The organism is Winogradskyella endarachnes, assembly GCF_009741275.1.
GTDB classification, from domain to species: domain Bacteria; phylum Bacteroidota; class Bacteroidia; order Flavobacteriales; family Flavobacteriaceae; genus Winogradskyella; species Winogradskyella endarachnes.
The window spans coordinates 901491-926124 of record NZ_WOWS01000001.1 but is presented as its reverse complement, the minus strand read 5'-3'; the positions used below and the strand labels follow the sequence as shown (position 1 = coordinate 926124).

The window sequence follows — 24634 nt, the reverse complement described above, 5'->3', positions numbered from 1 at the left end:
TAATTTTAATTTTTTTATCTAAAATCTAATGTGAATTATCTAGTTCTAAAAAAAAGAATTGTATCTATTTAGTGCTATTATTTCTTATAACAACCGTTTGCACAGCTCTAGGTGCAATTGTTGTTGTAAATGTTTTATTATCTAGATTTAGTGATACGTTAAAAACTTCTTCATTTTTATTGTAAATAATAATGGAGATAGAATCATCTGTGTTTTTCGCAGCAGTGTAAATAAGACCTTCAGAATTTAAACTTTTTAATTCAATTCTGTGGGCATCTGGTCTAATAAATTTACTAAAATGACTGAGTAAATAATATAGAGGTGTGTATATAACTTGGTCAGTTGTTGGATTAATAAGTACTGGTGCACTATTGTAATTATTGTATGGATTTGGTTGACCTTTATGGCTTAAAATACTGCACCATTCTACATAACCTTGCGTGCCATGGTTTAAATCTGTAATTATATCTGTAGCATAGGTTTCAAACGGAACAAATGTACCAGCATAATCTGTACTTGCTCTCCAGTATTGACCAATAGGATCGTTAGCATCAATATCTATGCTAGATTCTGAATGAATCATTCCTTTGTTTGGCCATTTTTTTTGTAACTCTGCTAATTCATTTGCGTACCAGTTATTTTGTTTTAATTCAGAATTTGTGTACCAATGAAATGCAGTTCCCCAAGCATATTTAGAAGCTTCTGGGTCGTTATATGTTGCGTCTACGTAATCATTCATGGTAGATTTATTATGATCGTAAATAAGTACACGTAAACCAGACTCTAAATCGTCTAAATTAAGATGGCCATCTTTTACAAGTTGAGGGCCAAGATGATCTCTTAAAAAATCTCTTCCTTGTTCTGGTGTAAAACCGTTACTGTCCCATTGTGCATCATGTGCGTGTAGAGGTTCATTCTGTGGTGTAATTCCCCATAAATTAATACCTTGTGCTTTATACGCGCTTACATATTTTGAAATGTATTCTGCCCAAAGTCCATAATATTTTGGTTGTAAAGTTCCATTAGTCATGGTTGCGGTTTCACCTGTTTTCATCCAAGAAGGCGGACTCCAAGGTGACGCGATTATTTTAAAATCTGCACCAGGAATATTTGATGCCTCTAAAATCATAGGAATAAGGTCATAGCTAGGTTCTACTAGCTCAACACCTCTTACTTGGTCATTTTCCTCACCAGAAAATCCTTTTAAATCTTCGTTAATACTAAAAGTAGTAAGGTCTTCGTCACCTTTTTCTACATAAGTATAATGGGTGTTAGAGTAATCACTACTATTAATATGTGTTCTTGTTAAGGTAAAGCCAGCTCCTTCGGTAGGACTAAAAAGTTTGGTTAAAACATTTTTACGAGATTCTACAGGAATTGTAGCGAGATTCCAAGCAGAAGACTCTGTGAATGATGCACCAAAACCGTAATATTTTTGAAATTCTTTATCTGGATATACCGTTATTGTTACTTCTTTTATGTCTTTGGATTCCGTTTGAAATTCTTCAGGTGATATTTTTTTTAAGTTATCACCTGCATATGATGTTTGATAAACTTCAGACATGTAGTCGTCGTATTTACTTTTTTCTGTACAACTTACTATAATCAAAGCGATTAATACTATTATTACATAATTTATGCCAGAATTGCAGAGATTTTTAGTTTGTTTACTGTTAGAGATATTCATAGTTTATTTAGGATATTGGTTTATTTTAACTGTAAATTATTCGCAATAAATATAGGCTTTATTCAATATTTAAGAAAGAATAATATAAATTTTAAAAGGTTGAATTTCTTCTTAAAAAGAGGTGTGTAATTTCAACTTAAAAACTGATAATCTCTGTGTATTTAGGCGTGGTTATTAGGTTTTAAAAATGTTAATTTTTGATGTAATTTTATCGTAAAACTAATTTTTTAACCACTTCTTTACGTAAGGATTCATTTAACATTTTAATAATTTTATCCGTTCCGTAACTTAATTCTTCTCGCAAAACACTAGAACTGAGTTGCACGTATAAAGTATTGTGCTTTAACTCTATAGCAGTTGTATAGTTATTTACACCGTTTCCCATTAGGTTTGTCCAAGCTTCACGCACATCTACTTTGTCTAAGCCAGATTGTAAATTGTTTTTTTCTACAAACTGCTTTAAGATATCTTCTATAGATTGATTGTCGTTATTCCGTTTTGCCATAATATTGAATTTTCAATAACTCATTTTACAAATTTACTCTTCTAAATTTAATTTTATAGGCGTATATCTTTTGTATAAATATATATTTTGGTCTTCGGTTATTATTTTGAGTTGTTCTTCGTTAGCGTTTAAAACAGTTTCTTTCCAGTTAGTATATGGTGTTGTGTAATAAATATATAGTATGTTATCTTCAATTTTTAACTGAATGTCTTCTGCATCACCAGAGGTGTAATACGTATCGTTAATACCTGGTTTAAGTTTTTTTCTAAAGCCTTTTAAACTGTCTTTTATACCTATATAATCTATAGTTTCATTGAATTTATATTCTTTTTTGCTGCCATCTGCCATAGTAACTTCTTGTATTTCCCAGTAGCCTTCTATATGCTTAATAAAAGGTTTAGGGTTTTTAGAGCAACTAAAAATGCTTGCAGCAATAACAACGAATAAATATGTTATTAATTTGAAATTGATTCCATTTTGCCCTATAAAACTCCATTTCAATAAATTAGGAAACTGTTTCATAATTTAAAAATTTTATAAGATTGATGCGTTTGTTTTATGACATCTTCTGTACGTTCAGCATGTGTATCACTAATAAAAATTTGCCCAAAATGTTCATTATCAACCAAGCTTATAATTTGTGATACTCTGTTTTCATCTAACTTATCAAAAATATCATCTAATAATAGAATAGGAGAGACGCCACTTTGTTGTTTTATAAAATCGAATTGTGCCAATTTTAAAGCTATTAAAAATGATTTTTGTTGGCCTTGACTTCCAAATTTCTTAATAGGAAATTCGTCAATTGTAAAAACCAAATCGTCCTTATGCGCACCCACACTTGTATATTGCAGCGCCTTGTCTTTATTGATGTTTTTAGCGAGTAAATCAATTAATTTAGTATTAAATAAATCACTTTTATAAGTTAGGTTAATGGCTTCTTCGCTTTGTGCAATGGCTTCATATCTAGATTTAAATATAGGAATGAAAGTTTGTAAAAAAGCGTCGCGCTTTTTGAAAATTTCACTACCATAAGTATGTAGCTGTTCGTTGTAAATAGCTAAAGTATCTGCGTTAAAAGTATTGTTTAATGCAAAAAACTTTAATAGTGCATTTCGTTGAGATAATACTTTATTATAGTTAATAAGTTCTGTTAAATAACTTTTGTCACTCTGAGAAATTACGCTGTCTATAAATTTTCGTCTGGTATCACTACCTTCAATTATTAAGTCGCGATCTGCAGGAGAAATTATAACTAAAGGAATAAAACCAATATGCTCACTAAATTTCTCATAAGCCTTACCATTTTTTTTAATTACCTTTTTTTGTCCTCGTTTTAAGGATACAATTATTTTTTCGTCGCGTTCATTTTTTGTGAATTTTCCATCAACTACAAAAAAATCTGCATTGTGATTTATATTCTGAACAGCAATAGGATTAAAATAACTTTTTCCGAAAGCCAAATGATAAATCGCATCTAAAGCATTGGTTTTTCCGATACCATTTGCACCAACAAAACAATTGATTTTGGTGTCGAAATCGAAAACCTGACTTTCAAAATTTTTATAATTAACTAAAGATAGTGTGTTTAGATTCATGAAAAGTAAACAGATTCCTTGATTTTACTGATGTAGAAAAGCTTTTTAAGCTTGTTATTAATAATTCAAAAATAACAAATAAATAGGCTTTTAAATCCCAATAAAAATTTTATTTTTGCGCACGCACAAAATGACAATTTATGGCAACGTATAATAAAAGAGGCTACAAACCAAAAACAGTAAAGGAGAAGGAAGTAATTGTTGAAGAAGAATCAACAACAGCAGAAGTATTTAATACTTTAGATGAAGGAGCTTCAAAAGCTGAGGAATGGGCTGTAAGAAACCAGAAGTATATAATAGGTACCGTAGGTGCAATTGCTTTATTGGTTTTAGCATTTTTAGCTTACAATAAATTTGTAGCTGAACCTAATGAGAAAGATGCAATGAACGAGATGTATACTGCAAAGAAATATTTTAACGATGCAGTTAATGGTATGTCATCAGATTCATTATATAGAATGTCTCTAGAAGGAGGTGAAGGTAAATATGGTATGCTAGATATTATTGACAACTATAGCGGAACACCAGCTGCTAATTTAGCAAACTATTATGCTGGTATGGCATATTTAAATTTAAAAGATTACCAAAAAGCTGTAGAACATTTAGATGATTTTTCTAGTGAAGACATAATGTTAGGTCCAATTGCAAAAGGCGGAATTGGAGATGCTTTTGTTCAATTAAATCAATCAGATAAAGCATTAGAGTATTACGAAAAAGCATTTAAGGCTAATGTTAATGACTTTACAACACCTTTATATTTATTAAAAGCGGCTAAAGTTGCTATTGATTTAGGTGAAAATAGTAAAGCATTAGATTATTTAACTAGAATTAATACAGAATTCTCAGATTCTAAAGAGTCTAAGGAGGCAGAGGTGTTAATTGGTAAAGTAGAAGCAAGCTTATAATATATGGCAACTGCAAATCATAATTTATCAAATTACGATAAAGCTACAATCCCAAACGCGAAAGATTTTCGGTTTGGGATTGTTGTTTCAGAATGGAATGATAAAATTACCGAAGGTCTTTGGCAAGGTGCTTTTGATGCACTTATAGATTGTGGTGCTGTTAAAGAAAACATTGTACGGTGGAATGTTCCGGGAACGTTTGAGTTAACTTACGGTGCCGCACGCATGAGTAAAAGTATATATGCAGACTCTGGTATGCTAGATGCTATTATTGTAATAGGTTGTGTAATACAAGGGGAAACAAAACATTTCGATTTTGTATGTGAAGGCGTTACTCAAGGTATAAAAGACTTAAATCTTAAAGGTGATATTCCGGTTATATTCTGTGTGCTTACCGATAATAATATGCAACAATCCATTGACCGTTCTGGCGGAAAGCATGGTAACAAAGGTACAGAAGCTGCTATAGCTGCAATTAAAATGGCAGAGTTGCGCAAGCAGTCGTTGTAGTTTTTTTATTTTATAGTCTTCAGTCTTCAGTCTTCAGTCTTCAGTCTTCAGTCTTCAGTCTTCAGTTCTTGGTCTAGGTTTTTCAATAAAAAGAATTAAGTAAAGTTTATGTTTCCAATAAAATTTATTTTTACCAACTACCAACTACCAATTACTAACTACTAACTCTGGCATTCTTTTTGTTAATAATTTTAAGGAATCCTTAAGGGTTAATTCCTTGTATTTTCAGTACTTTTGAGATTAATCTATTGTAATTTACAAATCATTTGTTTCAACAAAGAAAAAATAAGCGCTTTAATTATAAATCAAGACTTCAGGATTCCGAAGAAAAAAAGTCGAAAGCCGACTTCGAAACTCAATGGAATGAGCTAAAAGGAAATGATAAGAAACGTGGAAATGTTTTTACCTCATTACCGCTTTTAATCGTAATGTTAGTTTCACTTTTTGTTTTACTTTATATTCTAGAAGGATATATAAAATAGGGATACTATGGGATTAATGAAATTAAAAAAAAATAAAAAATATAATTATCAACCTCGTTATTATAAAGGAGATGGTTTTGAGCTTAAACATAAATTTGATGATTATAGAACTACCATAGATCCTGCAAAAGGATTAAAAGGTAAATTTAATGCTGCTGTAAATGATTATAAACATAACAATGATAAAAGCGTTAATAGACGTGTTCTTATTATTGTTGGCATTTTAGTTTTTTTGTTTTTGTTTTTAATAGGTTTTGATCTCTCTATTTTTCTCCCAAATAGCTAATGTCAGATATTATTCAACTTTTACCAGATCATGTTGCTAACCAAATTGCAGCAGGTGAGGTCGTTCAACGTCCTGCTTCCGTAGTAAAGGAACTCTTGGAAAATGCCATTGATGCCAATGCTACTGAGATAAAATTAATTATTAAAGATGCTGGTAAAACGCTAGTACAAGTTATTGATAATGGTAAAGGAATGAGTGTTACAGACGCTCGCTTAAGTTTTGAGCGTCATGCCACATCAAAAATTAGAGCTGCAGAAGATTTATTTCAACTTAATACAAAAGGGTTCAGAGGTGAAGCTTTAGCAAGTATTGCTGCTATTGCGCATGTTGAATTAAAAACTAAACAAGTTGCTGATGATTTAGGAACGGTAATAGTTATAGAAGGAAGCGATGTAAAATCTCAAGAAGTTTCTGTAACTCCTACTGGTACTTCGGTGTCGGTGAAACATTTATTTTTTAATATTCCTGCAAGACGTAATTTTTTAAAGTCAGATACGGTAGAATTAAGACATATTACTGATGAGTTTCATCGTGTGGCTCTAGCGCATCCAAATATAGCATTTGCATTTTATCATAACGGAAGTGAATTATTTAATGTGCCACAAGAGAATTACAGACAACGTGTGGTGCATATATTTGGAACAAAAACCAATGAAAAATTAGTACCTGTTGAAGAAGAAACAGAAGTATTAAAAATATCAGGTTTTGTTGGTAAACCCGAATTTTCTAAAAAGACAAAGTCAGAGCAATATTTTTTTGTTAATCAGAGATTTATAAAAAGCCCATATTTAAATCATGCTATAAAATCTGCTTTTGAAGGTTTGCTAAAAGATGGTTATCATCCCAGTTATTTTTTAAATCTTATGGTAGATCCAAAGTCTATAGATATTAATATTCATCCTACAAAAACCGAAATAAAATTTGATGATGAGCATACGCTTTATGCTATTTTACGTGCAGCGGTGAAGCATAGTTTAGGGCAATTTAATATCGCTCCAATTTTAGATTTTGAACAGCAAAGTAGTTTTAATACACCATATAATTATAAAGATAAAACTGCAGCAGCACCAGCTATTGAGGTAGATCGCAGTTTTAACCCATTTGCAGATGATTCTTCTTCTAAAAATAGTAGTCCTAAAACTTCAAATTATAATAACGAATATAAATCTAAACCAACACCAGCTTGGGAAAGTTTGTACGTTGGTTTAGAATCTAAAAGTAATAATTCGCCATCTGATTTTAGTGAAGTAACGTTTGAAAGTGCAACTAAAAACGAATCTATATTTAACGATTCAACAATAGAAACCGCAAAAACAACCTTTCAGTTACAACAGAAATATATTGTAAGTACCATTAAATCTGGTATGTTAGTTATAGATCAAAACAGAGCACATCAGCGCATTTTGTACGAAAGTTTTCTAAAACATATAACAATACAAGAAGCTACGAGTCAGCAGTTATTATTTCCGTTACAGTTACATTATACACCTAGTGAGACAAAAATAATTCAGGATTTAAAAACCAATTTAGAACATACAGGTTTTGTGTTTTCAGAATTAAGCACAAAAGAAATTACAATTACAGGTGTACCAGTTGGTGTACCAGAAAGTGAGGTGTCTATTATTTTAGAGCAGTTAATAAGCGATGTAGAAAATGATGTGCCAGATACTAATTTTAGTGCAGCAGATTTATTAGCAAAATCTATGGCTAAAAGTTTAGCCATAAAAAATGGGCAATCTTTAAATAGTACAGAGCAAGAACATATAGTAAATAGCTTATTTGCCTGTAAGGAACCTAATGTATCACCAACTAATAGACCTACGTTTATTACCATGGCAGTTGATGATATTGAGAAAAAATTTATGTAGAGTATGGGAAGACAATTGACAGATGCAGTAAAAAATTTACTAATAATTAATGTTTTAGTTTTTATAGGAATGGTTTCTGTTGGTAACAATAATGAGCCATTTACAACTTGGTTTGCTTTGTATTTTCCGGAGAATGCAAGGTTTCAACCATGGCAAGTATTAACACATATGTTTATGCATGGAGATATTATGCATATCTTTTTTAACATGTTTGCTCTATGGATGTTTGGTACAGCTGTAGAGCGCATTTTTGGTTGGAAAAAATTTATAATGTTTTATTTATTGTCAGGGTTTGGGGCAGCAACACTTCAGATAGCATTTTCATATTATTTTTATAATACCGGATTAGCCGAGTTGGTAAATGCTGGTTTTTCTGAGACGAATATAATAGAGTTGTTGTCAACAAATCAATATAGCCAAAATTGGGCTAATGTTTTAGGTGATATAGAAAATACAGAACGTTTTGCCGGTTCTTATATTTCACCAATGGTTGGTGCTTCAGGTGCAATTATGGGTATTTTAGTGGCTTTCGGGATGTTGTATCCAGATAATAAATTAATGCTTATTTTTTTGCCAATTCCTATTAAAGCTAAGTATTTTATACCTGGTATTATAGTGTTAGATTTAATTTCTGGTTTAACTGGTCAATCATTTTTTAGTCCTAGTAATACGGCTTATATGGCTCACGTTGGAGGTGCTTTAACTGGTTTTCTTTTAATGTATTTCTGGAAAAAAAATGAGAAGGATAAATACCGTTGGAATTAATTATGAGTACAATAGATAATTTAAAATTTAAGTATAAAAATTTAGATGTTTTTGGTAAAATTATAGCCATTAATATCTTGGTGTTTTTAGTTGGATTGGTTTTAAAATCATTGTTGCGCCTCAATTTATTCACCTTTTTTGAACTGCCAGCTGGTATAATGAATTATTTGTTTCAACCATGGTCTTTAATCACTTACGGATTTTTACATAGTGGGATATTTCATTTGGTGTTTAATATGTTATTCTTGTATTATTTATCTAGAGTAACAATGAATTTGTTTCGTACTAAAATGATTCTTAATATTTATTTCTTAGGGATTATTTGTGGTGGTTTAGCATACTTAGCAACGGCAAATCTGTTGCCAATTAAATTTATTGGGCAAAATGATGTTCTTGTTGGTGCATCCGCAGGTGTAAGTGCACTTTTATTATTTGTAGCGGTTTATATTCCAAATACAGAAATACGGTTGTTTAATGCTTTTAATGTAAAATGGAAGCATATTGCATTGGTTATTGTAGGTATAGATTTATTTAGACTGTTAACAGGCGTAAATCAAGGAGGATATGTTGCGCATTTTGGCGGTTATCTTTTAGGTTACATCTATGCTACTAAATTATTAAAAGGTACTGATATAGGCATTGGTTTTGAGCGTACTATGGACAGTTTTATGAGTATTTTTAAATCTAAATCTCAGTTAAAAACAGTACATCGTAAAACCAACAAGAAAAAAGAGTATGTTGGTAAAACCAAAGACGAGTTTAACCAGTATAATAACCAAAAGAAAATAGATTTAATTCTAGATAAAATTAGTAAAAGTGGTTACGAGAGTTTAACTGCAGAAGAAAAAGAATTCTTATTTAAAGCTGGTAAATAATAAGGACGTGAAAGGGTTGAGATTTGGTAGTAAAATTGTATTTGTAATCAATTCATTGGTGGCATTTCTACTGCTTATATCTTACATTTTACCTTATATTCCACCTAAAAGTTTTGCAACATTGTCTGTGTTAAGTTTAGGTGTACCTTTACTTATTTTATCTAATTTGTTATTTTTTATATTTTGGTTGCTCCGTGTAAAAAAGCAAATGATTTTATCGCTTGTTGTATTACTACTAGGTTACAATTATATTAGTTCAATGTATAAGTTTTCTGGAGCTTCAAAGGTTGAAGATGATGCCAATTTCTCTGTAATGTCCTTTAATGTTAGAATGTTTAACAAATTTAATTGGTTGCCAGAACCAATAGATAAGGAGCATATAGTAAAAATATTAGCAGACGAAAATCCAGATATATTATGTCTTCAAGAATACCCAAGAGGCGAACGTGTAGAGATTGTTGGTTATGATAGTTTTAATGCTAAGTATGTTAAAGGTATTAAAGGCGGACAAGCTATTTTTTCAAAATTTCCAATTGTAAATTCGGGCTCCTTAGAGTTTCCTAATACCTTTAATAACGCCATTTTTGCAGATATTGTAAAGGAGAAAGATACCATTAGAATTTATACGTTTCATTTACAATCTTCTGGTATAAATACAGATGTTGAAAACCTAAAAAACGAAACATCCGGACATTTATTTAAGCAGGTTGGTGCTACGTTTAAAATGCAACAAGACCAAGTGGCCCTTTTTTTAGCACACAAAGAGAAATGCCATTATAAAACTATTGTAACAGGAGATTTTAATAATACAGCCTATTCTTATGTCTACAGAAAAATAAAAGGTGATGATTTGGTTGATACGTTTGAAGAAGCCGGTAACGGTTTTGGAAGAACCTTCGATTTTAAATTTTTCCCAATGCGTATTGATTTTATTCTTGCAGATCAAGATTTTACTGTAAATGGTTTTAAAACTTACGATGTAAAACTATCGGATCACTTTCCTATAAAAACGACTTTAAAATTACATTAAACTACAGTCTACAATATCTGCAATAATATGGATCACTAATCCTAGACCCAATATGCGAGTTTGTTTTGGAATTAGTAATACTAAATATATAATAATAGCGTAGTAGGAGTGAAGCGGATGAAAATTGATGCTACAACGATTTGGGTCAAACATAGGGTTTGCTAATAAATGATCTAAATCTATAAGCATACCTAAGATCATTATGGTGTATGCTTTAATCCAAATTTTTCTATAAATTAGAAGTGCTACAAGCAGAGGTAAACCAAAATGAATACCGTAATGTACTATTGGTTGAAGCATAAAAACTAAATTAAAGATAGCTGTTGCTGTTTTAAATACAACTCCGTATTTGGACCTTCGTTAAATAATACATCTAAGATACTAAGGTTAGGTATAAATCCATGTTTTTCAGTAAATACTTGAGTATATGGCTTTATTGAATCTACCTTAAAATTACGTTTAGTTATGGCTCTAAAATCCGTTATTCCAATAGGCTTTTTTTCAAATGTAGATGTATTAATTGGATTTACATTAAGTTGAATTGCATCAGAAATTAGTTCAAAACACTTTAAATTTAAATCCAATATATAATGAAACTTTAATTCAAAAATTGGCATTAAATCATCTATATAGAATTCAAAAAAAGGTGACATGCTATAAGCAGATTGTAAAGATTTTAAATGCTGTACTTGCCATTGTGCGTCGTTAGCAATTTTTACATCTTTATAAAGTTGTCTGTTTTTCTGAGAAAAGGTTACAGGCACAGTTAATGCAAGTTTGCCATTGGCACCATAGATTTCTGTTCTATTTCTAAAAGATTGCTTTTGGTAATTATCGCAGACTTCAAAATAAACTGAATCTGCATTAACAATAGTCCAAAAATGTACAATATTTGGAAAATATGTAGGATGAATAACGGCTTCCATTTAGACTTTTTTATAAAAGCCTAATTACGACTTGGCTTTTTTTTTCTTACGCCATTTATTAAAAAATACAAGGCCTAAAACAATAATTATAAAAGGAATAATATAAGAGGTGCGTTCTCCACTTCCGCTTACCGTAGTAAACACTCTATCCCAACGGATACGCACATCGTTAGAACCATCTAAAATACCGTCAATACTCATCCAAATAAATACAGGTTTTCCAAAAATGTGGTTGTATGGTACAAATCCCCAATATCTACTGTCAATAGAATTATGTCTATTGTCTCCCATCATCCAATAATAATCTTGATTAAAGGTATATGAAGTTACAGGTTGGTCATCAATTAAAATTTGATTTCCTCTTGTAACAACTTTATGACCTTCATATTCTGAAATTGCACGTTTGTATATAGAAATATTATCAGTACTAAGTTGTATTGTTGCCCCAGCTTTTGGTATCCACATAGGTCCAAAATTATCTGTATTCCACTTGTAATTAGGGTCTCTAGGGAAAAGATTTCCATCTACACCTTTCTCTGTCTTTAGAGGTGAAATATTAGCTACTTCTGGATGTGATTTTAATTTAGCTATAGCTTCTTTTGTTGCAGCAGGTATTCTGTAAGTTCCTTCTGTATTACCATACCCTAAACCATCTGTTATATCATATTTTTTTAAAATATCAAAAATTCTAGCGGGTTGTAATTGACGCTTAAATGAAATTTCATAAGAAAATTGAATATGAGCTCTTGGTGGGAGTTTGTTTTGCTTTCCATTAATAAATACATAACCATTTCTTATTTCTAAAGTATCACCAGGAATACCCACACAACGTTTTACAAGATTTGTTTTCTTGTCAATTGGCTTGTAGTAGTTACGATCAGGGTTAAAGTCATTCATATCTAATAACGTATCGGCTGGTTGGTTAAAAACCACAATGTCATTACGTTCTACACTTTCAAAACCTGGTAACCTTAAATAAGGAAGTTGGAATATATTTTTCCAAGATGTGTTACGCTCTTCAAATTTATCGTCAAATAAATAAGATTTGGTGTTTAATTTAGGAATGGTATCATGCACCATTGGTGCAGCAACCGTTGTCATTGGTACTCTTGGGCCATAATGTAATTTACTTACAATTAAAAAATCACCAACTAACAATGATTTCTCTAAAGAGGATGATGGAATTACAAATGGTTGAAAGAAGTACGTATGCACAATTGTGGCGGCCACAATAGCAAAGAGTATTGAAGTTATCCATTCACCTGCTGTTGTTTTTGGTGATAATTTTCTGTTTTCAATAAAATTAACATCTGCAATATAATTGAGATAATACAAATAAAAACCTAAGGTTATAATGCATAAAAGGGCATCTACTTTACTATCTTTTCCGAAAGTTCTTGCAGTTTCTACCCATACGGCCGGAATCATAATAAGATTTACTATTGGTAAAAACATTAAAATAATCCACCACCATGGACGTGATATTATTTTCATTAAAATAACGGCATTGTAGATTGGTACAAATGCTTCCCAAGCTTGTCTGCCAGCTTTAACGTATAATTTCCATGTGCCTAAGCCATGTATAATTTGTATAACGAGTAAAAATATAAACCACTGTGTCCAGCTCATAATGTAGTATTTAATCTAGTAGGTTGTAAATTATTTCAATTTGTCTCAAAATTTTGACAAATTAACCAATGTTTAACACATCTTTCATAGTAAAGACGCCTTTCTTGTTTTTAATCCACTCAGCTGCAATAACGGCTCCCATCGCAAAACCTTGTCTGCTATGCGCTGTATGCTTAATGCTAATAGAATCAATTTCAGAGTTATAGGTTACTTCGTGAGTGCCAGGAACGTCTTCTATACGTTTAGCGTCAATAAAAATCTCATTAGCTTTAGGCTGCTCTAAAGTCCAATTTTTATAAGTAGAATTTTTAATAATTTCTTCGGCTAAAGTTATAGCTGTTCCGCTTGGAGCATCTAACTTTTTTGTATGATGAATTTCTTCCATTTCAATTTTATATTCAGAGAAACCAGACATTAATTCACTTAGTCTTTTATTGATTTCAAAAAATATGTTTACACCTAGACTAAAGTTAGAGGCATAAAGAAATGTACCATTCTTTTCTTTGCAATAAGAAACAACGTCATCATATTGTTCTAACCAACCGGTTGTTCCGGATATTACAGGAACTCCTGCGTCTAGCGCTTTTTTTATATTGTAAACGGCAACTGTAGGTATACTAAAATCTATAGCAACTTCAGCATCTTTAAAATTATAATCCGAGTCAGCATCAGAAACTTTTAATACAATGCTATGGTTGCGATTTAAGGCAATAGTTTCAATGCTTTTACCCATTCTACCATAACCGAGTAGTGCTATTTTCATGTTAAAATTTAAAATTAAGTGTGAGGCCTAAATCTGAAGTGTTTTCGAGCTCGTTATATTGATAATGTGGACTTAAACTAAGATTTTCATCTACATTAAACTGAAGCAAATGTGCATCTATATTGGCATCTAAAATGTTTAAAGCATAAAAACCAAATGTAACAAGCAAAGAAAGGTCTTTATTTCGTCTGGCTTGTGTTTGTGCTCTAACAAGAGCATCAGTAGAAATATTTGGTGTGTCTCCATCACCATAAAATTCATCGTCCTTAAAACCTGCCAAACGTCTTTTGTAAGCATCTCTATACCTGTTTAATTGACGCGTATTAAAGTCATAGACTAAGATACCTCCTGTAATGGCACCAATAACTATTGGTATTTTCCAATACCTCTTATTATAGGCCTGACCTAAACCAGGTAAAACAGCAGATAAAAAGGCTGCTTTTGCAGGTCTTAAAGGGTCTATTTCGGTTTTAACAATGCTATCTGTAGAAATAATTACTTTATCATTAACAGCAACACGAGTACTGTCTGTTTCTATCTCGGTTTGAGCATAGGTAAACAGTAATGAAATAATACACCATAAAACTGCTAAGAAATTCTTATTTGGTTTCACGTTGAACTAATTTTTTAATTCTATTAAAATCTTCTTCAGAATGGAATGGAATTGTGATTTTTCCGCTACCATTCTTTGCTACTTTAACGTCTATTTTATGTCCAAAGTATTCTGAAAATTCTCTAATACCTTTTTTAATGTGTTTTGGAATTTCTAAAACAGAAGTTTCTGGCTTAACAGGCGTTTCGGTATTTAAATTCTTTACTAATTGTTCCGTGGCTCTTACAGAAAGTTTATTGGTAATTATTTTTTCATAAATCTCAAGTTGGTCTACTTGGTCATCAATATTTACTATTGCTCTACCATGACCCATGCTTATAAAACCGTCTCGTATACCCGTTTGAATAATTGGGTCTAACTTTAGTAAACGTAAGTAATTTGCAATTGTAGAACGCTTTTTACCAACGCGTTCACTCATTTCTTCTTGCGTTAGGTTTATCTCATCAATTAAGCGTTGGTATGACAAGGCAATTTCTATGGCATCTAAATCTTGACGTTGAATATTTTCTACCAAAGCCATTTCTAATGACTCTTGGTCATTGGCAATTCTAATATAAGCAGGTATGGTTTCTAGGCCAATTAATTTTGAGGCTCTAAAACGACGTTCACCAGAAACTAATTGGTAATTGTTAAATGCTAATTTTCTAACCGTTATAGGTTGTATTACACCAAGTTCTCGTATAGAAGATGCTAATTCTCTCAGTGTTTCTTCATTAAAGTTAGTTCTTGGCTGAAATGGATTTACTTCAATACTATTAATATCTAATTCTACAATATTACCAACTACTTTATCTGCATTTTTATCTTCTGCTGAATTTATATCGTTTTCAGGATCTTTTAATAAGGCCGATAGACCTCTGCCTAATGCTTGTTTTTTAGTTGCTTTCGCCATTATAATTCATTTTTCTTAATCAGCTCTTTGGCTAAGTTTAAATAATTTACTGCACCTTTACTACTAACATCATAGTTAATAATACTTTCACCATAACTTGGTGCCTCACCTAAACGTACGTTTCTTTGAATAATAGTATCAAAAACCATATCACTAAAGTGTTTCTGCACTTCTTCTACTACTTGATTTGATAATCGTAAACGTGAATCGAACATGGTTAAAAGCATGCCTTCTATATCTAACGCTTGGTTATGAATTTTTTGTACACTTTTAATAGTATTTAACAGTTTTCCTAAACCTTCAAGCGCAAAATACTCGCATTGTATAGGTATTATTACAGAATCTGCAGAAGTAAGAGCATTTAGAGTTAATAAACCTAAAGATGGTGCACAGTCAATTAAAATATAATCATAATCTTCTTTTAAGCCATGAATAGCCTTTTTTAACATATACTCACGTTCTTCCTTATCTACTAATTCTATTTCAATAGCTACAAGGTCTATATGTGCAGGTATTACATCTACGTTTGGAGCATTTGAAGCTACAATAGCTTCTTTTGCCTCAATAGAATGCTCTATTAATTGGTAAGAGCCAATATCAACAGCATCTACATCTAAACCTAAACCAGAACTTGCGTTGGCTTGTGGGTCTGCATCTATAAGTAATACTTTTTTCTCTAATGCACCTAATGAAGCTGCAAGATTTACTGAGGTTGTGGTCTTACCAACGCCTCCCTTTTGGTTTGCTATTGCAATGATTTTACCCATTTAATAATGTTCTTAGGAATGAAGTGATAAAATTACGATTATTTACGACTTTAGAAAATTGAATTTGTTAACAATAAATTAAAGATTTAATTGTCTTTAATTTTTAGTTGCTTCACGGAATTTTTATTTAAAAATTGTAATAGTTTTTCAAAGTACGCTGTGCCTCCAGTTTTCCAGACATTGAGATGATTAGCGTTTTCAACTTCTAAAAATTCTTTGTTTTTACTTTTTATGTTTAAAAAATTAGCTTTTCCGTAGTTTATATTAATTCGGTCGTCTTTTGTACCATGAACCACTATAATAGGTTGGGTAATTTTTTTGCAATATAAAAGTGGGTTGGCATCGTTAACATTAAAATTTGCAATATCAGCAGCTCTGTTTACTAAGTAATTTGAAAATGGTTTATAGCTAAAACCTACATTAAGCTGAAAATAATCGTGTACAATAGACCTGAAGTCTGAAAATGTACTTTCTATAATTCCAAATTTAATACGTTTGTCAAATCCCATAGCTTGTAATCCAATAGCTCCACCAAGAGACTGTCCCCAAATACCAATATTGTTAAGTTGTTCTTTATTAATTAAATAATCTATAACATTCTTTACGTCTTGTTTTTCATTAACACCAAAGGTGCAAAACTGACCTTCACTTTCTCCATGTGCTCTAGAATCTAAGGCAAAAGAATTAAAACCATTCTGAGCTAAAAAAGTACTTAACTCTAAAAAGGCTTCTTTGTTTGAGCGAATGCCATGCAAAAGTATAATAGTACCTTTAGTAGAATCTAAACTAGAAAATGATAATCTACCAGATAAATTAATACTGTCAAAAGACGTTATAATAAGATCTTTTCTTTTGATGTCTTTATTGTCATTTAGAGTAATTTTGGCAGTCTTTACCTTATTTCGGTTTATTAAATTAACTACAGGATTTCTAATTTCAGTGATTAATCTAGGAATGATGAAATGAGTAATTAATACACCAAAAATTACTATAATTACAATGATTCTTTTTAGTATTTTAAACCTTCGTTTTGGAGTTGAATTACGCATCAATCAATATCTCTAATAGCCGTATTGCAGCATCACTAATTTTTGTACCAGGACCAAATACTGCTGCTGCTCCAGCATCAAATAGATATTGATAATCTTGCTTTGGAATAACACCACCAACAATAACCATAATATCTTCGCGTCCGTAATTTTTAAGTTCTTTAATGACTTGCGGAACTAAAGTTTTATGGCCTGCAGCTAATGAAGAAACACCAAGTATGTGTACATCATTTTCTACAGCTTGTTTTGCAGCTTCTTGTGGTGTTTGAAATAAAGGTCCAATATCTACATCAAAACCAACATCTGCATAACCAGTAGCGACTACTTTTGCGCCACGATCATGGCCATCTTGTCCCATTTTTGCAATCATTATTCTAGGACGTCTTCCGTCTTGTTCTGCAAATTGGTCTGCTAGCTCTTTTGCTTTCGCAAAAGATTTATCGTCTTTTATTTCTTTACTATACACGCCAGAAAATGATTTAATTTGTGCTTTGTGTCGTCCAAATTCGGCTTCTAAAGCATCGCTTATTTCACCTAAAGTTGCACGTTTTCTTGCTGCATCTACAGCTAAAGCTAATAAATTATCTTCACTTGTCTTTGCAGATGCTGTTAATTTAGATAATGCTTTGGTTACTGCGTCTGTATTTCTAGTTGCTTTTATATGGTTTAAGCGATCTATTTGTTGTAGACGAACGGTTTTGTTATCAACTTCTAAAGTAGAGATTGGGTCTTCTTCCTCTAATTTGTATTTATTAACTCCAACAATTATATCTTGGCCAGAATCTATACGTGCTTGTTTACGCGCTGCAGCTTCTTCAATTCGTAGTTTAGGGATGCCGGCTTCAATAGCTTTAGTCATACCGCCTAATGCTTCAACCTCTTCAATAAGTTTCCAAGCTTGGTTTACAATATCATCGGTTAATTTTTCTACATAATAACTGCCAGCCCAAGGGTCAACAGTTTTGGTAATTTGTGTTTCTTCTTGTAGATAAATTTGTGTATTTCTAGCAATACGAGCAGAAAAATCTGTGGGTAATGCTATAGCTTCGTCTAACGCATTAGTGTGCAAACTTTGTGTGCCACCAAAAGCAGCAGCAGTTGCTTCTATGCATGTTCTGGCTACATTATTAAAAGGGTCTTGTTCTGTTAAGCTCCATCCAGAAGTTTGGCAATGTGTTCTCAGTGCTAAAGATTTTTGATTTTTTGGGTTGAATTGCTTCACTAATTTTGCCCAAAGCATACGAGCTGCACGCATTTTTGCAATTTCCATAAAATGATTCATGCCTATAGCCCAAAAGAACGAAAGACGAGGCGCAAAGGTGTCAATGTCCATACCCGCAGCTAATCCTTTTCTTATATATTCTAATCCATCAGCTAAGGTGTATGCTAGCTCAATATCGCAAGTAGCACCAGCTTCTTGCATGTGGTAACCAGAAATGCTAATACTGTTAAATTTAGGCATGTTTTTACTGGTATATTTAAAAATATCTGAAATTATTTTCATTGAAGGTGTAGGAGGATAGATATACGTATTTCTTACCATAAACTCCTTTAAAATGTCATTTTGAATGGTACCTGCTAGTTGTTCTGGTTTAACACCTTGTTCTTCAGCTGCTACAATATAAAATGCCATAATTGGCAAAACGGCACCATTCATGGTCATGGAAACAGACATTTTATCTAGTGGAATTTGGTCGAATAGAATTTTCATGTCTTCAACCGAATCGATTGCTACACCAGCTTTACCAACATCACCAATTACGCGTTTGTGGTCAGAATCATAACCTCTATGAGTGGCTAAATCAAAGGCAACGGACAATCCTTTTTGGCCAGCAGCTAAATTTCTACGGTAGAAAGCATTGCTTTCTTCTGCGGTAGAAAAACCAGCATATTGTCTAATAGTCCATGGTCTACGAACATACATGGTTGAATATGGACCTCGAAGATTTGGTGCAATGCCAGCAACAAAATTTAAATGTTCTAAATCCTTAATGTCTTGCTTAGAGTAGGTAGTTTTTACCTTAATATTTTCAGCCGTTAAGAATTCCTCTTGAGTATTTAATTCAAAATTTTGAGCGGTGGACTTTAACGTTAAATGTTGAAGATTTTTTCTACTCATAATATCATTTTTTCTAAAAACGGGTCAAAATTCACATCAAAAGGTGTAGATAGATTTATGAATGCTGTTTTTTTATTTGAAGACACAAAGTATATATGTTGAAATATTTGGTGATAATTATCTTCGTTTTCAACTTTGTAAATGGCTTTAAAAACTTGAGTATTACCATTATTGTTGTGTTTGGCTGTTAGTTTAGTGTATTTTAAATCTGTAAGCTGAGATAAATTATCTTGATTTTGCCTTATTATACCTAACAAATATTTTGCATCTTGTCTTGTAATTGGTGTATATGGAATTGTATTTATTGTATAGGTGGAATACGCTGTACTATCGAAAAAAATGTAGTGATTTCCCTCTATTTCTCGCATGGTTTTGAGACGTTTTTGTTCAATTTTTAATTTTTTATTATCAACAACTAATGAGTCAATTAATTGATTGTATTCAACAGCATTGTATGGCTTAAAACTTTCTGGTAAAAAGACTTTTATGCCATCTTTATCTAAATAATGTTGTTTGCCAAAAAGTTGGTCTGAGGCATTGATTTCTGTCCAATTTTTTATTTCATTTGCAACCTCATAGCATGAAGTTAAAAGCAGCAGAGGTAATATAAAAATTAATACAATAGGTTTTTTCAATGTCATATATTATTCTTGGTTTAATCTTTTGTTTTCCAGTTTTTCAGATAATCTTTTTTTAATTATAGGTTCAATTAGAGTTTTGCGTTTTTCTATTTTTAAAAACGGACTAATTTCTAAATTATCTTTCATTTTATCTAAAGCATTTGGGTACTTGTTTGTACCTAAAAGTATCAGCTTTTCAGCATCAAATTCAGTTTGTTCTTTAGAGGCGCTTTCTTTTATTTTTCTTTGAATCGTTCCTGTTTTAAGTTGACTTAAAAAACCTCCATTAGCTTCAATATTTTTAAAAATTTCTAAAGCTTTTTCTGCTAACTGCGTCGTTAAACTTTCTATATAGTATGCGCCATCTGCAGGATTGTTTACTTTATTAAAATAACTTTCGTTTTTAAGAATTAACAATTGGTTTCTGGCAATGCGATCACCAAACTCATTTGATTTATGGAATATTGCATCATAAGGTTGGTTACAGATTATGTTTGCACCACCTAATATAGCACTCATACATTCTGTTGTTGTACGTAGCATATTTACGTTATAATCGTAAATTGTTTTATTACGTTTGCTTGGTGTTGCGATGATGTTACACTCTGTTTTGAGATTATATGCTGCTGCTAAGGTAGACCATAATTGACGTAAAGCTCTTGTTTTTGCGATTTCGAAAAAATAATTACCACCAACAGCGATATTGAATGTAACGGTAATGTTGTTGAGATTACTGTTTTTAGATGCTTCAAAGTGGTTTAAATACTCATTAACATGGGCTAATCCATATGCTAATTGTTGAACAATAGTTGCGCCAGCATTTTGGTAAAGACTTAAATCAACACTTAGTTGTTGCGTTGTATTTATAATGTTTTCAAAAATTTTATAGTCGTCGTTTAAGCTTTTGTACCAATTACCTGTCTTTGCAAGGTTACCAATAATATCTGTGTGTATGGTGATTTTTGGTAGTTCGGTTTTGTAATTTACTTCTGATAAAAGATTTTTAATATAATCTTCAGAAAGAAAACTACATATTACATTTATGTTGGTTTTTGAGAGATCTATATTTTGAAATAATATTTCTGCGCTAATGTCTCTTGACGTTATTTTAAAGAATATACTTTCTGCGCCTCTATTTATAGCATCTATGGCTTTTAAATTTGCATTTTCTGCATTGGTGACAACGATGTATTGAGAGATTTTCCATTGGGTAGCCTTGCTATTTGAAACTTCTGCCAGCGTTTCAAACTCGTCAGCATGGTAAAAGGGTTTTACATTGATGTCTTCATTAGTTTTCCAGATCAGTTCATCGTTATAATCTGCTCCTTTTAAGTCAACTTGTATTTTTTGTTTCCATGCTTTTGAAGAAACGGCCTCAAATTCTTTAAATAATGATTTACTCATCTTCTGATTGTTTCACAATACTGTCTTGGTATTCAATTATATAAATATCCTCGTTTGGCTTTTTCATATAATAATTTTCTCGGGCTGTACGTTCAATACCTTCGTCAGTACTTAATTCTTTAATGGCTTTATCATCTTTTGCCATTTCATTTTTATAATGTTCTTTTTGGTATTCTAACTCTTCAATGTCTTGGTTCAATTCGTGATGAAATAACCAAGAATGTGCATCAAAAAATAACATCCACACTACAAAAACGACTATAACAATTATATATACGTTCTTAAAGGGTTTTAGATATTTAGAATTTAAAATGCTCATTATAATCTTTCGTTAATTATAGTTTTAACGATATCTACAGCTACTGTGTTGTACTTGTTGTTAGGAATTATAATATCTGCATACTCCTTCATTGGTTCAATAAATTGCTGATGCATAGGTTTTAACGTGTTTTGGTAACGCAATAAAACTTCATCGATATCTCGTCCTCGCTCTGAAATGTCTCTTTTTAAACGACGAATTAATCGTTCGTCTGAATCTGCATGTACAAAGATTTTGATATCAAAAAGATTGCGAATTTCTGAGTGCGAAAGAATTAAAATTCCTTCTACAATCATAACTTTTCTGGGTTTAGTGACAATGACATCACCTGTTCTATTGTGCTTAACAAAAGAGTAGACAGGTTGGTCTACTGATTTACCTTCTTTTAATTCTTTTAAATGTTGTTCTAATAATTCAAAATCAATAGATCTAGGATGGTCAAAATTAATTTTTACACGCTCTTCAAAACTTAAATGCGTAGTGTCTTTATAGTAAGAGTCTTGAGATATTACACCAACTTCACCTTCTGGTAATTCTTTTAAAATAGTGTTGACTACTGTTGTTTTTCCGCAGCCAGTTCCACCTGCAATTCCTATAATTAGCATATTTAAATATTGATTAGTTTTGAATGCTACAAATTTATATATTTAAGTATAATGATTGGCTATAACTCTGAAACTTTATCTACAGTAACTACATCACTATTCTTATTTCCCCAACTATTATTAATATAATTCATTACATCGGCAATTTCTTGATTGCTTAAGCTAAAAGAAGGCATTGAACCATTATAAGTAACACCATTAACAATGATTTTACCAGATAAGCCATGTTTTATAGCTTTTATACTTTCCGTTTGTTTTTTTATTAAATAATCCGATTCTGCGAGAGGTGGAAAGACATTAGGAATTCCCTTGCCAGATGGTGTATGGCAAACCGAACATTGGTTTTTGTAAATTGGCTGACCTCTTTTAATACTATCCTCTAGAGGTTGAGGTTCTTGGTTTTTGGTCAATGTATTTGATGTTTTAGAATTTGAATTACAAGCTAGATTAATAGCTAAAAAACAAATGGCGAAAAATTGGTTTTTCATTCTACTAGGTTTTGTACTGGTATTTGCTTATACTGGTAAATAATAAAATTTAAATAAATGGACTTGAAAGTATTTAAATTTTATAGAGATACAACTCAAGAATTAATAGATTAAATATAGGCTAAAAAAATACTTTTTTAAAGTTAGTAAAATGTTGTTGGATTATAAAGAAAATCTATATATTTGCAGTCCGAAATTGGGAAACCAAAATTCGGGGTGTAGCGTAGCCCGGTTATCGCGCCACGTTTGGGACGTGGAGGCCGCAGGTTCGAATCCTGCCACCCCGACTTTTAAACAAAAAAAGCTCAGCATTTGCTGAGCTTTTTTTGTTTATTGAGTTCTTAAAACCATTCAAAATGAATTCCGGATACAATTACAGCACCTACTAATACTACAAGGGTTATAATAACGATTCTCATTCCGTTTTTAGTTGTATTATCTTTTTGAAAAATATAGTCTCCTCTTTCTTCGTGTTCTTCTTTTATAAATTTCATTGATTTTTAATTTTATTTGTTAATGTAAATTGTTTTTTTGTTGACAAATGCCAACATACCTTCTTTAGATAATTCTCTTCCATAGCCCGATATTTTAGTGCCTCCAAAGGGTAATCTTGGGTCAGATTTTACCATCTCATTAATAAAAAACGCACCATCTTCTATTTCAGAAATACGCTTAGAGGCTGCGTCATAATTAGATGTAAATACCATTGTACCCAAACCAAACTTTGATTGTGATGCGGATTTATAAGCTTCATCTTCGTCTTTTACTTTGATAATAGCGGCTACAGGTCCAAAGGTTTCCTCTTTAAATACTGGCATTTCTGCTGTAACATTTGTTAATATAGTAGGTTGATAATAAGCACTATCTCGTTGATTTCCTATTAAAACTTTAGCACCTAAGTCTATAGATTTATTGACTTGTTCTTCTAATATTTTAGCTAAATCTTCACGCGCAAGACAAGACATTGTTGTAGTCTCATATAATGGATTACCATAATTTAAGTCTTCTACTTTAGATTTAAATTGCTTTATAAATTCATCATATAGCTCTTCAACGACTATAAATCGTTTAGCAGCAATACAGCTTTGACCAGAATTTTGCATCCTTGCCTTTACTATAGTATCCATATGTTTTCTTAAATCGGCATCTTTTAAAATAATACAAGCATTGTTTCCACCTAATTCTAATAGAGAGGGTTTAAGGTTTTTACCTGCCAATTCGGCTATTTTTCTACCTGCTTTTTCACTTCCTGTTAAAGAAACGGCTTTAACGATGTCATTTTCTATAATTGTTTCTATACCATTATGGTCTGTAACTAGGGTTTGAAAACACCCTTCTGGAAATCCTGCATTTAAAAATAATTTTTCAATGGCAATGGCACAACCTGTAACATTAGAGGCATGTTTTAGTAGCCCAACATTACCTGCTGTTAATGTTGGTATTGCAAATCTAAAAACTTGCCAAAAAGGATAATTCCATGGCATTACAGCTAAAATACAACCCAATGGATCATAACTAATAAAGCTCTCGTGTGCTTCGGTTTCAATAATGTCGTCTTGTAAAAATTGGTCGGCATTAATAGTGTAGAAATCTATTAATAAGTTACATTTTTCAATCTCCGCTTTACTTTCTAGAAGTGGTTTACCCATTTCCTTTGTTATAAGTTCACTTAATTCATCTTTATTTTTATCTATCTCATTTGCAAGATTTTGTAATAATTTAATGCGTTTAGAGATTTCTAAAGCTTTCCAATCTTTTTGTGTATTATCAGCTAATTTTAATTTGTTAATTAAATCTTCATTACTATTTAAAGTATAAGTTTCTAGTTTGTCTCCGTTATAAGGATTGTATGTATTGATTTCTTTTTTCATAATAACTGTTTCTTACACAAATTTAATTGTATTCCGTTCTATGTCTTAATGCTATTGC

27 protein-coding genes and 1 tRNA gene are annotated in these 24634 nt (G+C 31.6%); 8 read left to right on the top strand and 20 right to left on the bottom strand.

Annotated features, from left to right (window positions below; translation table 11 throughout):
* Positions 1-64: 64 nt before the first annotated feature.
* From GN138_RS04145 to recF, 4 genes are all read right to left on the bottom strand, one after another.
* On the bottom strand, positions 65-1687 hold the full coding sequence (locus GN138_RS04145; protein WP_157362391.1) for a glycoside hydrolase family 30 protein: 1623 nt from the start codon (positions 1685-1687) through the stop codon (positions 65-67).
* A gap of 208 nt (positions 1688-1895) precedes the next feature.
* Positions 1896-2192, bottom strand: a complete 297-nt coding sequence (locus GN138_RS04140) for a DUF721 domain-containing protein (protein ID WP_157362389.1) — start codon at positions 2190-2192, stop codon at positions 1896-1898.
* Between the two features lie 33 nt (positions 2193-2225).
* Positions 2226-2714, bottom strand: a complete 489-nt coding sequence (locus tag GN138_RS04135; protein WP_231743032.1) for a hypothetical protein — start codon at positions 2712-2714, stop codon at positions 2226-2228.
* The gene (gene recF, locus GN138_RS04130) at positions 2711-3790 is read right to left on the bottom strand and encodes a DNA replication/repair protein RecF (RefSeq protein WP_157362387.1); all 1080 of its coding nucleotides are present in this window, start codon (positions 3788-3790) and stop codon (positions 2711-2713) included. Before recF ends, GN138_RS04135 begins: the two co-directional genes overlap by 4 nt.
* 140 nt (positions 3791-3930) lie before the next feature.
* On the opposite strand from recF, the gene GN138_RS04125 reads away from it, so the two are divergent.
* From GN138_RS04125 to GN138_RS04095, 7 genes are all read left to right on the top strand, one after another.
* On the top strand, positions 3931-4695 hold the full coding sequence (locus tag GN138_RS04125; RefSeq protein ID WP_157362385.1) for a tetratricopeptide repeat protein: 765 nt from the start codon (positions 3931-3933) through the stop codon (positions 4693-4695).
* Positions 4696-4698: 3 nt separating this feature from the next.
* Entirely contained in the window at positions 4699-5205 is a 507-nt protein-coding gene (ribH, locus tag GN138_RS04120) for a 6,7-dimethyl-8-ribityllumazine synthase (RefSeq protein WP_157362383.1), read from the top strand.
* 489 nt (positions 5206-5694) lie between these two features.
* Positions 5695-5973 (top strand): riboflavin synthase subunit beta, encoded by a 279-nt coding sequence (locus GN138_RS04115; protein WP_157362381.1) that lies wholly within the window; start codon positions 5695-5697, stop codon positions 5971-5973.
* On the top strand, positions 5973-7841 hold the full coding sequence (gene mutL / locus GN138_RS04110; protein WP_157362379.1) for a DNA mismatch repair endonuclease MutL: 1869 nt from the start codon (positions 5973-5975) through the stop codon (positions 7839-7841). The genes GN138_RS04115 and mutL overlap by 1 nt, the downstream gene beginning before the upstream one ends.
* A 3-nt stretch (positions 7842-7844) precedes the next feature.
* Positions 7845-8606, top strand: a complete 762-nt coding sequence (locus GN138_RS04105) for a rhomboid family intramembrane serine protease (protein ID WP_157362378.1) — start codon at positions 7845-7847, stop codon at positions 8604-8606.
* Positions 8607-8608: 2 nt separating this feature from the next.
* The gene (locus tag GN138_RS04100; RefSeq protein ID WP_157362376.1) at positions 8609-9481 is read left to right on the top strand and encodes a rhomboid family protein; all 873 of its coding nucleotides are present in this window, start codon (positions 8609-8611) and stop codon (positions 9479-9481) included.
* Between the two features lie 7 nt (positions 9482-9488).
* Positions 9489-10511 carry an endonuclease/exonuclease/phosphatase family protein gene (locus GN138_RS04095; protein ID WP_317162699.1) on the top strand — a complete coding sequence of 341 codons (1023 nt, stop codon included), beginning with the start codon at positions 9489-9491 and terminating at the stop codon, positions 10509-10511.
* On the opposite strand, the gene GN138_RS04090 is transcribed toward GN138_RS04095, so the two are convergent.
* From GN138_RS04090 to GN138_RS04025, 14 genes are all read right to left on the bottom strand, one after another.
* Positions 10503-10811 (bottom strand): DUF6122 family protein, encoded by a 309-nt coding sequence (locus tag GN138_RS04090; protein WP_157362372.1) that lies wholly within the window; start codon positions 10809-10811, stop codon positions 10503-10505. The genes GN138_RS04095 and GN138_RS04090 overlap by 9 nt on opposite strands.
* Before the next feature lie 5 nt (positions 10812-10816).
* Entirely contained in the window at positions 10817-11437 is a 621-nt protein-coding gene (locus GN138_RS04085; protein WP_157362370.1) for a WbqC family protein, read from the bottom strand.
* 24 nt (positions 11438-11461) lie between these two features.
* Positions 11462-13066, bottom strand: a complete 1605-nt coding sequence (gene lepB, locus GN138_RS04080) for a signal peptidase I (protein WP_157362368.1) — start codon at positions 13064-13066, stop codon at positions 11462-11464.
* 61 nt (positions 13067-13127) lie between these two features.
* The gene (gene dapB, locus GN138_RS04075; protein ID WP_157362366.1) at positions 13128-13829 is read right to left on the bottom strand and encodes a 4-hydroxy-tetrahydrodipicolinate reductase; all 702 of its coding nucleotides are present in this window, start codon (positions 13827-13829) and stop codon (positions 13128-13130) included.
* 1 nt (position 13830) lies between these two features.
* Positions 13831-14442, bottom strand: a complete 612-nt coding sequence (locus GN138_RS04070) for a DUF5683 domain-containing protein (protein WP_317162698.1) — start codon at positions 14440-14442, stop codon at positions 13831-13833.
* Complete coding sequence (locus GN138_RS04065; protein WP_157362364.1) at positions 14429-15334, bottom strand: ParB/RepB/Spo0J family partition protein; 906 nt, start codon at positions 15332-15334, stop codon at positions 14429-14431. Before GN138_RS04065 ends, GN138_RS04070 begins: the two co-directional genes overlap by 14 nt.
* Positions 15334-16101, bottom strand: a complete 768-nt coding sequence (locus GN138_RS04060) for a ParA family protein (protein ID WP_157362362.1) — start codon at positions 16099-16101, stop codon at positions 15334-15336. The genes GN138_RS04065 and GN138_RS04060 overlap by 1 nt, the downstream gene beginning before the upstream one ends.
* 86 nt (positions 16102-16187) lie before the next feature.
* A complete protein-coding gene (locus GN138_RS04055) occupies positions 16188-17150 on the bottom strand; it encodes an alpha/beta hydrolase (protein WP_157362361.1) in 963 nt (320 codons plus the stop codon).
* On the bottom strand, positions 17143-19269 hold the full coding sequence (gene scpA / locus GN138_RS04050; RefSeq protein WP_157362359.1) for a methylmalonyl-CoA mutase: 2127 nt from the start codon (positions 19267-19269) through the stop codon (positions 17143-17145). Before scpA ends, GN138_RS04055 begins: the two co-directional genes overlap by 8 nt.
* Positions 19266-19910, bottom strand: coding sequence for a hypothetical protein (locus tag GN138_RS04045; RefSeq protein ID WP_157362358.1), 645 nt, complete (start codon positions 19908-19910; stop codon positions 19266-19268). The genes scpA and GN138_RS04045 overlap by 4 nt, the downstream gene beginning before the upstream one ends.
* Before the next feature lie 3 nt (positions 19911-19913).
* Positions 19914-21293 (bottom strand): methylmalonyl-CoA mutase subunit beta, encoded by a 1380-nt coding sequence (locus GN138_RS04040; protein ID WP_157362355.1) that lies wholly within the window; start codon positions 21291-21293, stop codon positions 19914-19916.
* On the bottom strand, positions 21286-21612 hold the full coding sequence (locus tag GN138_RS04035; RefSeq protein ID WP_157362353.1) for an FtsB family cell division protein: 327 nt from the start codon (positions 21610-21612) through the stop codon (positions 21286-21288). Before GN138_RS04035 ends, GN138_RS04040 begins: the two co-directional genes overlap by 8 nt.
* The gene (udk, locus tag GN138_RS04030) at positions 21612-22217 is read right to left on the bottom strand and encodes a uridine kinase (RefSeq protein ID WP_157362351.1); all 606 of its coding nucleotides are present in this window, start codon (positions 22215-22217) and stop codon (positions 21612-21614) included. Before udk ends, GN138_RS04035 begins: the two co-directional genes overlap by 1 nt.
* Positions 22218-22276: 59 nt before the next feature.
* Complete coding sequence (locus tag GN138_RS04025) at positions 22277-22705, bottom strand: c-type cytochrome (RefSeq protein WP_157362350.1); 429 nt, start codon at positions 22703-22705, stop codon at positions 22277-22279.
* Between the two features lie 212 nt (positions 22706-22917).
* On the opposite strand from GN138_RS04025, the gene GN138_RS04020 reads away from it, so the two are divergent.
* Positions 22918-22992, top strand: a tRNA-Pro gene (locus GN138_RS04020).
* Positions 22993-23046: 54 nt separating this feature from the next.
* Here the strand turns inward: GN138_RS04020 and GN138_RS16005 are convergent.
* Positions 23047-23199, bottom strand: coding sequence for a hypothetical protein (locus tag GN138_RS16005; protein ID WP_197429311.1), 153 nt, complete (start codon positions 23197-23199; stop codon positions 23047-23049).
* A gap of 12 nt (positions 23200-23211) precedes the next feature.
* The gene (locus tag GN138_RS04015; RefSeq protein ID WP_157362348.1) at positions 23212-24576 is read right to left on the bottom strand and encodes an NAD-dependent succinate-semialdehyde dehydrogenase; all 1365 of its coding nucleotides are present in this window, start codon (positions 24574-24576) and stop codon (positions 23212-23214) included.
* Positions 24577-24634 lie beyond the last annotated feature (58 nt).

Excerpts from the sequence above, each read along its gene's own strand:
- udk (WP_157362351.1), bottom strand. The coding sequence starts at position 22,217 with ATGCTAATTATAGGAATTGCAGGTGGAACTGGCTGCGGAAAAACAACA.
- GN138_RS04060 (WP_157362362.1), bottom strand. The coding sequence starts at position 16,101 with ATGGGTAAAATCATTGCAATAGCAAACCAAAAGGGAGGCGTTGGTAAG.
- GN138_RS16005 (WP_197429311.1), bottom strand. The coding sequence starts at position 23,199 with ATGAAATTTATAAAAGAAGAACACGAAGAAAGAGGAGACTATATTTTT.
- GN138_RS04105 (WP_157362378.1), top strand. The coding sequence starts at position 7,845 with ATGGGAAGACAATTGACAGATGCAGTAAAAAATTTACTAATAATTAAT.
- scpA (WP_157362359.1), bottom strand. The coding sequence starts at position 19,269 with ATGAGTAGAAAAAATCTTCAACATTTAACGTTAAAGTCCACCGCTCAA.
- GN138_RS04065 (WP_157362364.1), bottom strand. The coding sequence starts at position 15,334 with ATGGCGAAAGCAACTAAAAAACAAGCATTAGGCAGAGGTCTATCGGCC.
- GN138_RS04025 (WP_157362350.1), bottom strand. The coding sequence starts at position 22,705 with ATGAAAAACCAATTTTTCGCCATTTGTTTTTTAGCTATTAATCTAGCT.
- GN138_RS04045 (WP_157362358.1), bottom strand. The coding sequence starts at position 19,910 with ATGACATTGAAAAAACCTATTGTATTAATTTTTATATTACCTCTGCTG.
- GN138_RS04085 (WP_157362370.1), bottom strand. The coding sequence starts at position 11,437 with ATGGAAGCCGTTATTCATCCTACATATTTTCCAAATATTGTACATTTT.
- GN138_RS04140 (WP_157362389.1), bottom strand. The coding sequence starts at position 2,192 with ATGGCAAAACGGAATAACGACAATCAATCTATAGAAGATATCTTAAAG.
- recF (WP_157362387.1), bottom strand. The coding sequence starts at position 3,790 with ATGAATCTAAACACACTATCTTTAGTTAATTATAAAAATTTTGAAAGT.
- lepB (WP_157362368.1), bottom strand. The coding sequence starts at position 13,066 with ATGAGCTGGACACAGTGGTTTATATTTTTACTCGTTATACAAATTATA.
- GN138_RS04055 (WP_157362361.1), bottom strand. The coding sequence starts at position 17,150 with ATGCGTAATTCAACTCCAAAACGAAGGTTTAAAATACTAAAAAGAATC.
- GN138_RS04100 (WP_157362376.1), top strand. The coding sequence starts at position 8,609 with ATGAGTACAATAGATAATTTAAAATTTAAGTATAAAAATTTAGATGTT.
- dapB (WP_157362366.1), bottom strand. The coding sequence starts at position 13,829 with ATGAAAATAGCACTACTCGGTTATGGTAGAATGGGTAAAAGCATTGAA.
- mutL (WP_157362379.1), top strand. The coding sequence starts at position 5,973 with ATGTCAGATATTATTCAACTTTTACCAGATCATGTTGCTAACCAAATT.
- GN138_RS04040 (WP_157362355.1), bottom strand. The coding sequence starts at position 21,293 with ATGAGTAAATCATTATTTAAAGAATTTGAGGCCGTTTCTTCAAAAGCA.
- GN138_RS04145 (WP_157362391.1), bottom strand. The coding sequence starts at position 1,687 with ATGAATATCTCTAACAGTAAACAAACTAAAAATCTCTGCAATTCTGGC.
- ribH (WP_157362383.1), top strand. The coding sequence starts at position 4,699 with ATGGCAACTGCAAATCATAATTTATCAAATTACGATAAAGCTACAATC.
- GN138_RS04090 (WP_157362372.1), bottom strand. The coding sequence starts at position 10,811 with ATGCTTCAACCAATAGTACATTACGGTATTCATTTTGGTTTACCTCTG.
- GN138_RS04015 (WP_157362348.1), bottom strand. The coding sequence starts at position 24,576 with ATGAAAAAAGAAATCAATACATACAATCCTTATAACGGAGACAAACTA.
- GN138_RS04135 (WP_231743032.1), bottom strand. The coding sequence starts at position 2,714 with ATGAAACAGTTTCCTAATTTATTGAAATGGAGTTTTATAGGGCAAAAT.
- GN138_RS04125 (WP_157362385.1), top strand. The coding sequence starts at position 3,931 with ATGGCAACGTATAATAAAAGAGGCTACAAACCAAAAACAGTAAAGGAG.
- GN138_RS04115 (WP_157362381.1), top strand. The coding sequence starts at position 5,695 with ATGGGATTAATGAAATTAAAAAAAAATAAAAAATATAATTATCAACCT.
- GN138_RS04035 (WP_157362353.1), bottom strand. The coding sequence starts at position 21,612 with ATGAGCATTTTAAATTCTAAATATCTAAAACCCTTTAAGAACGTATAT.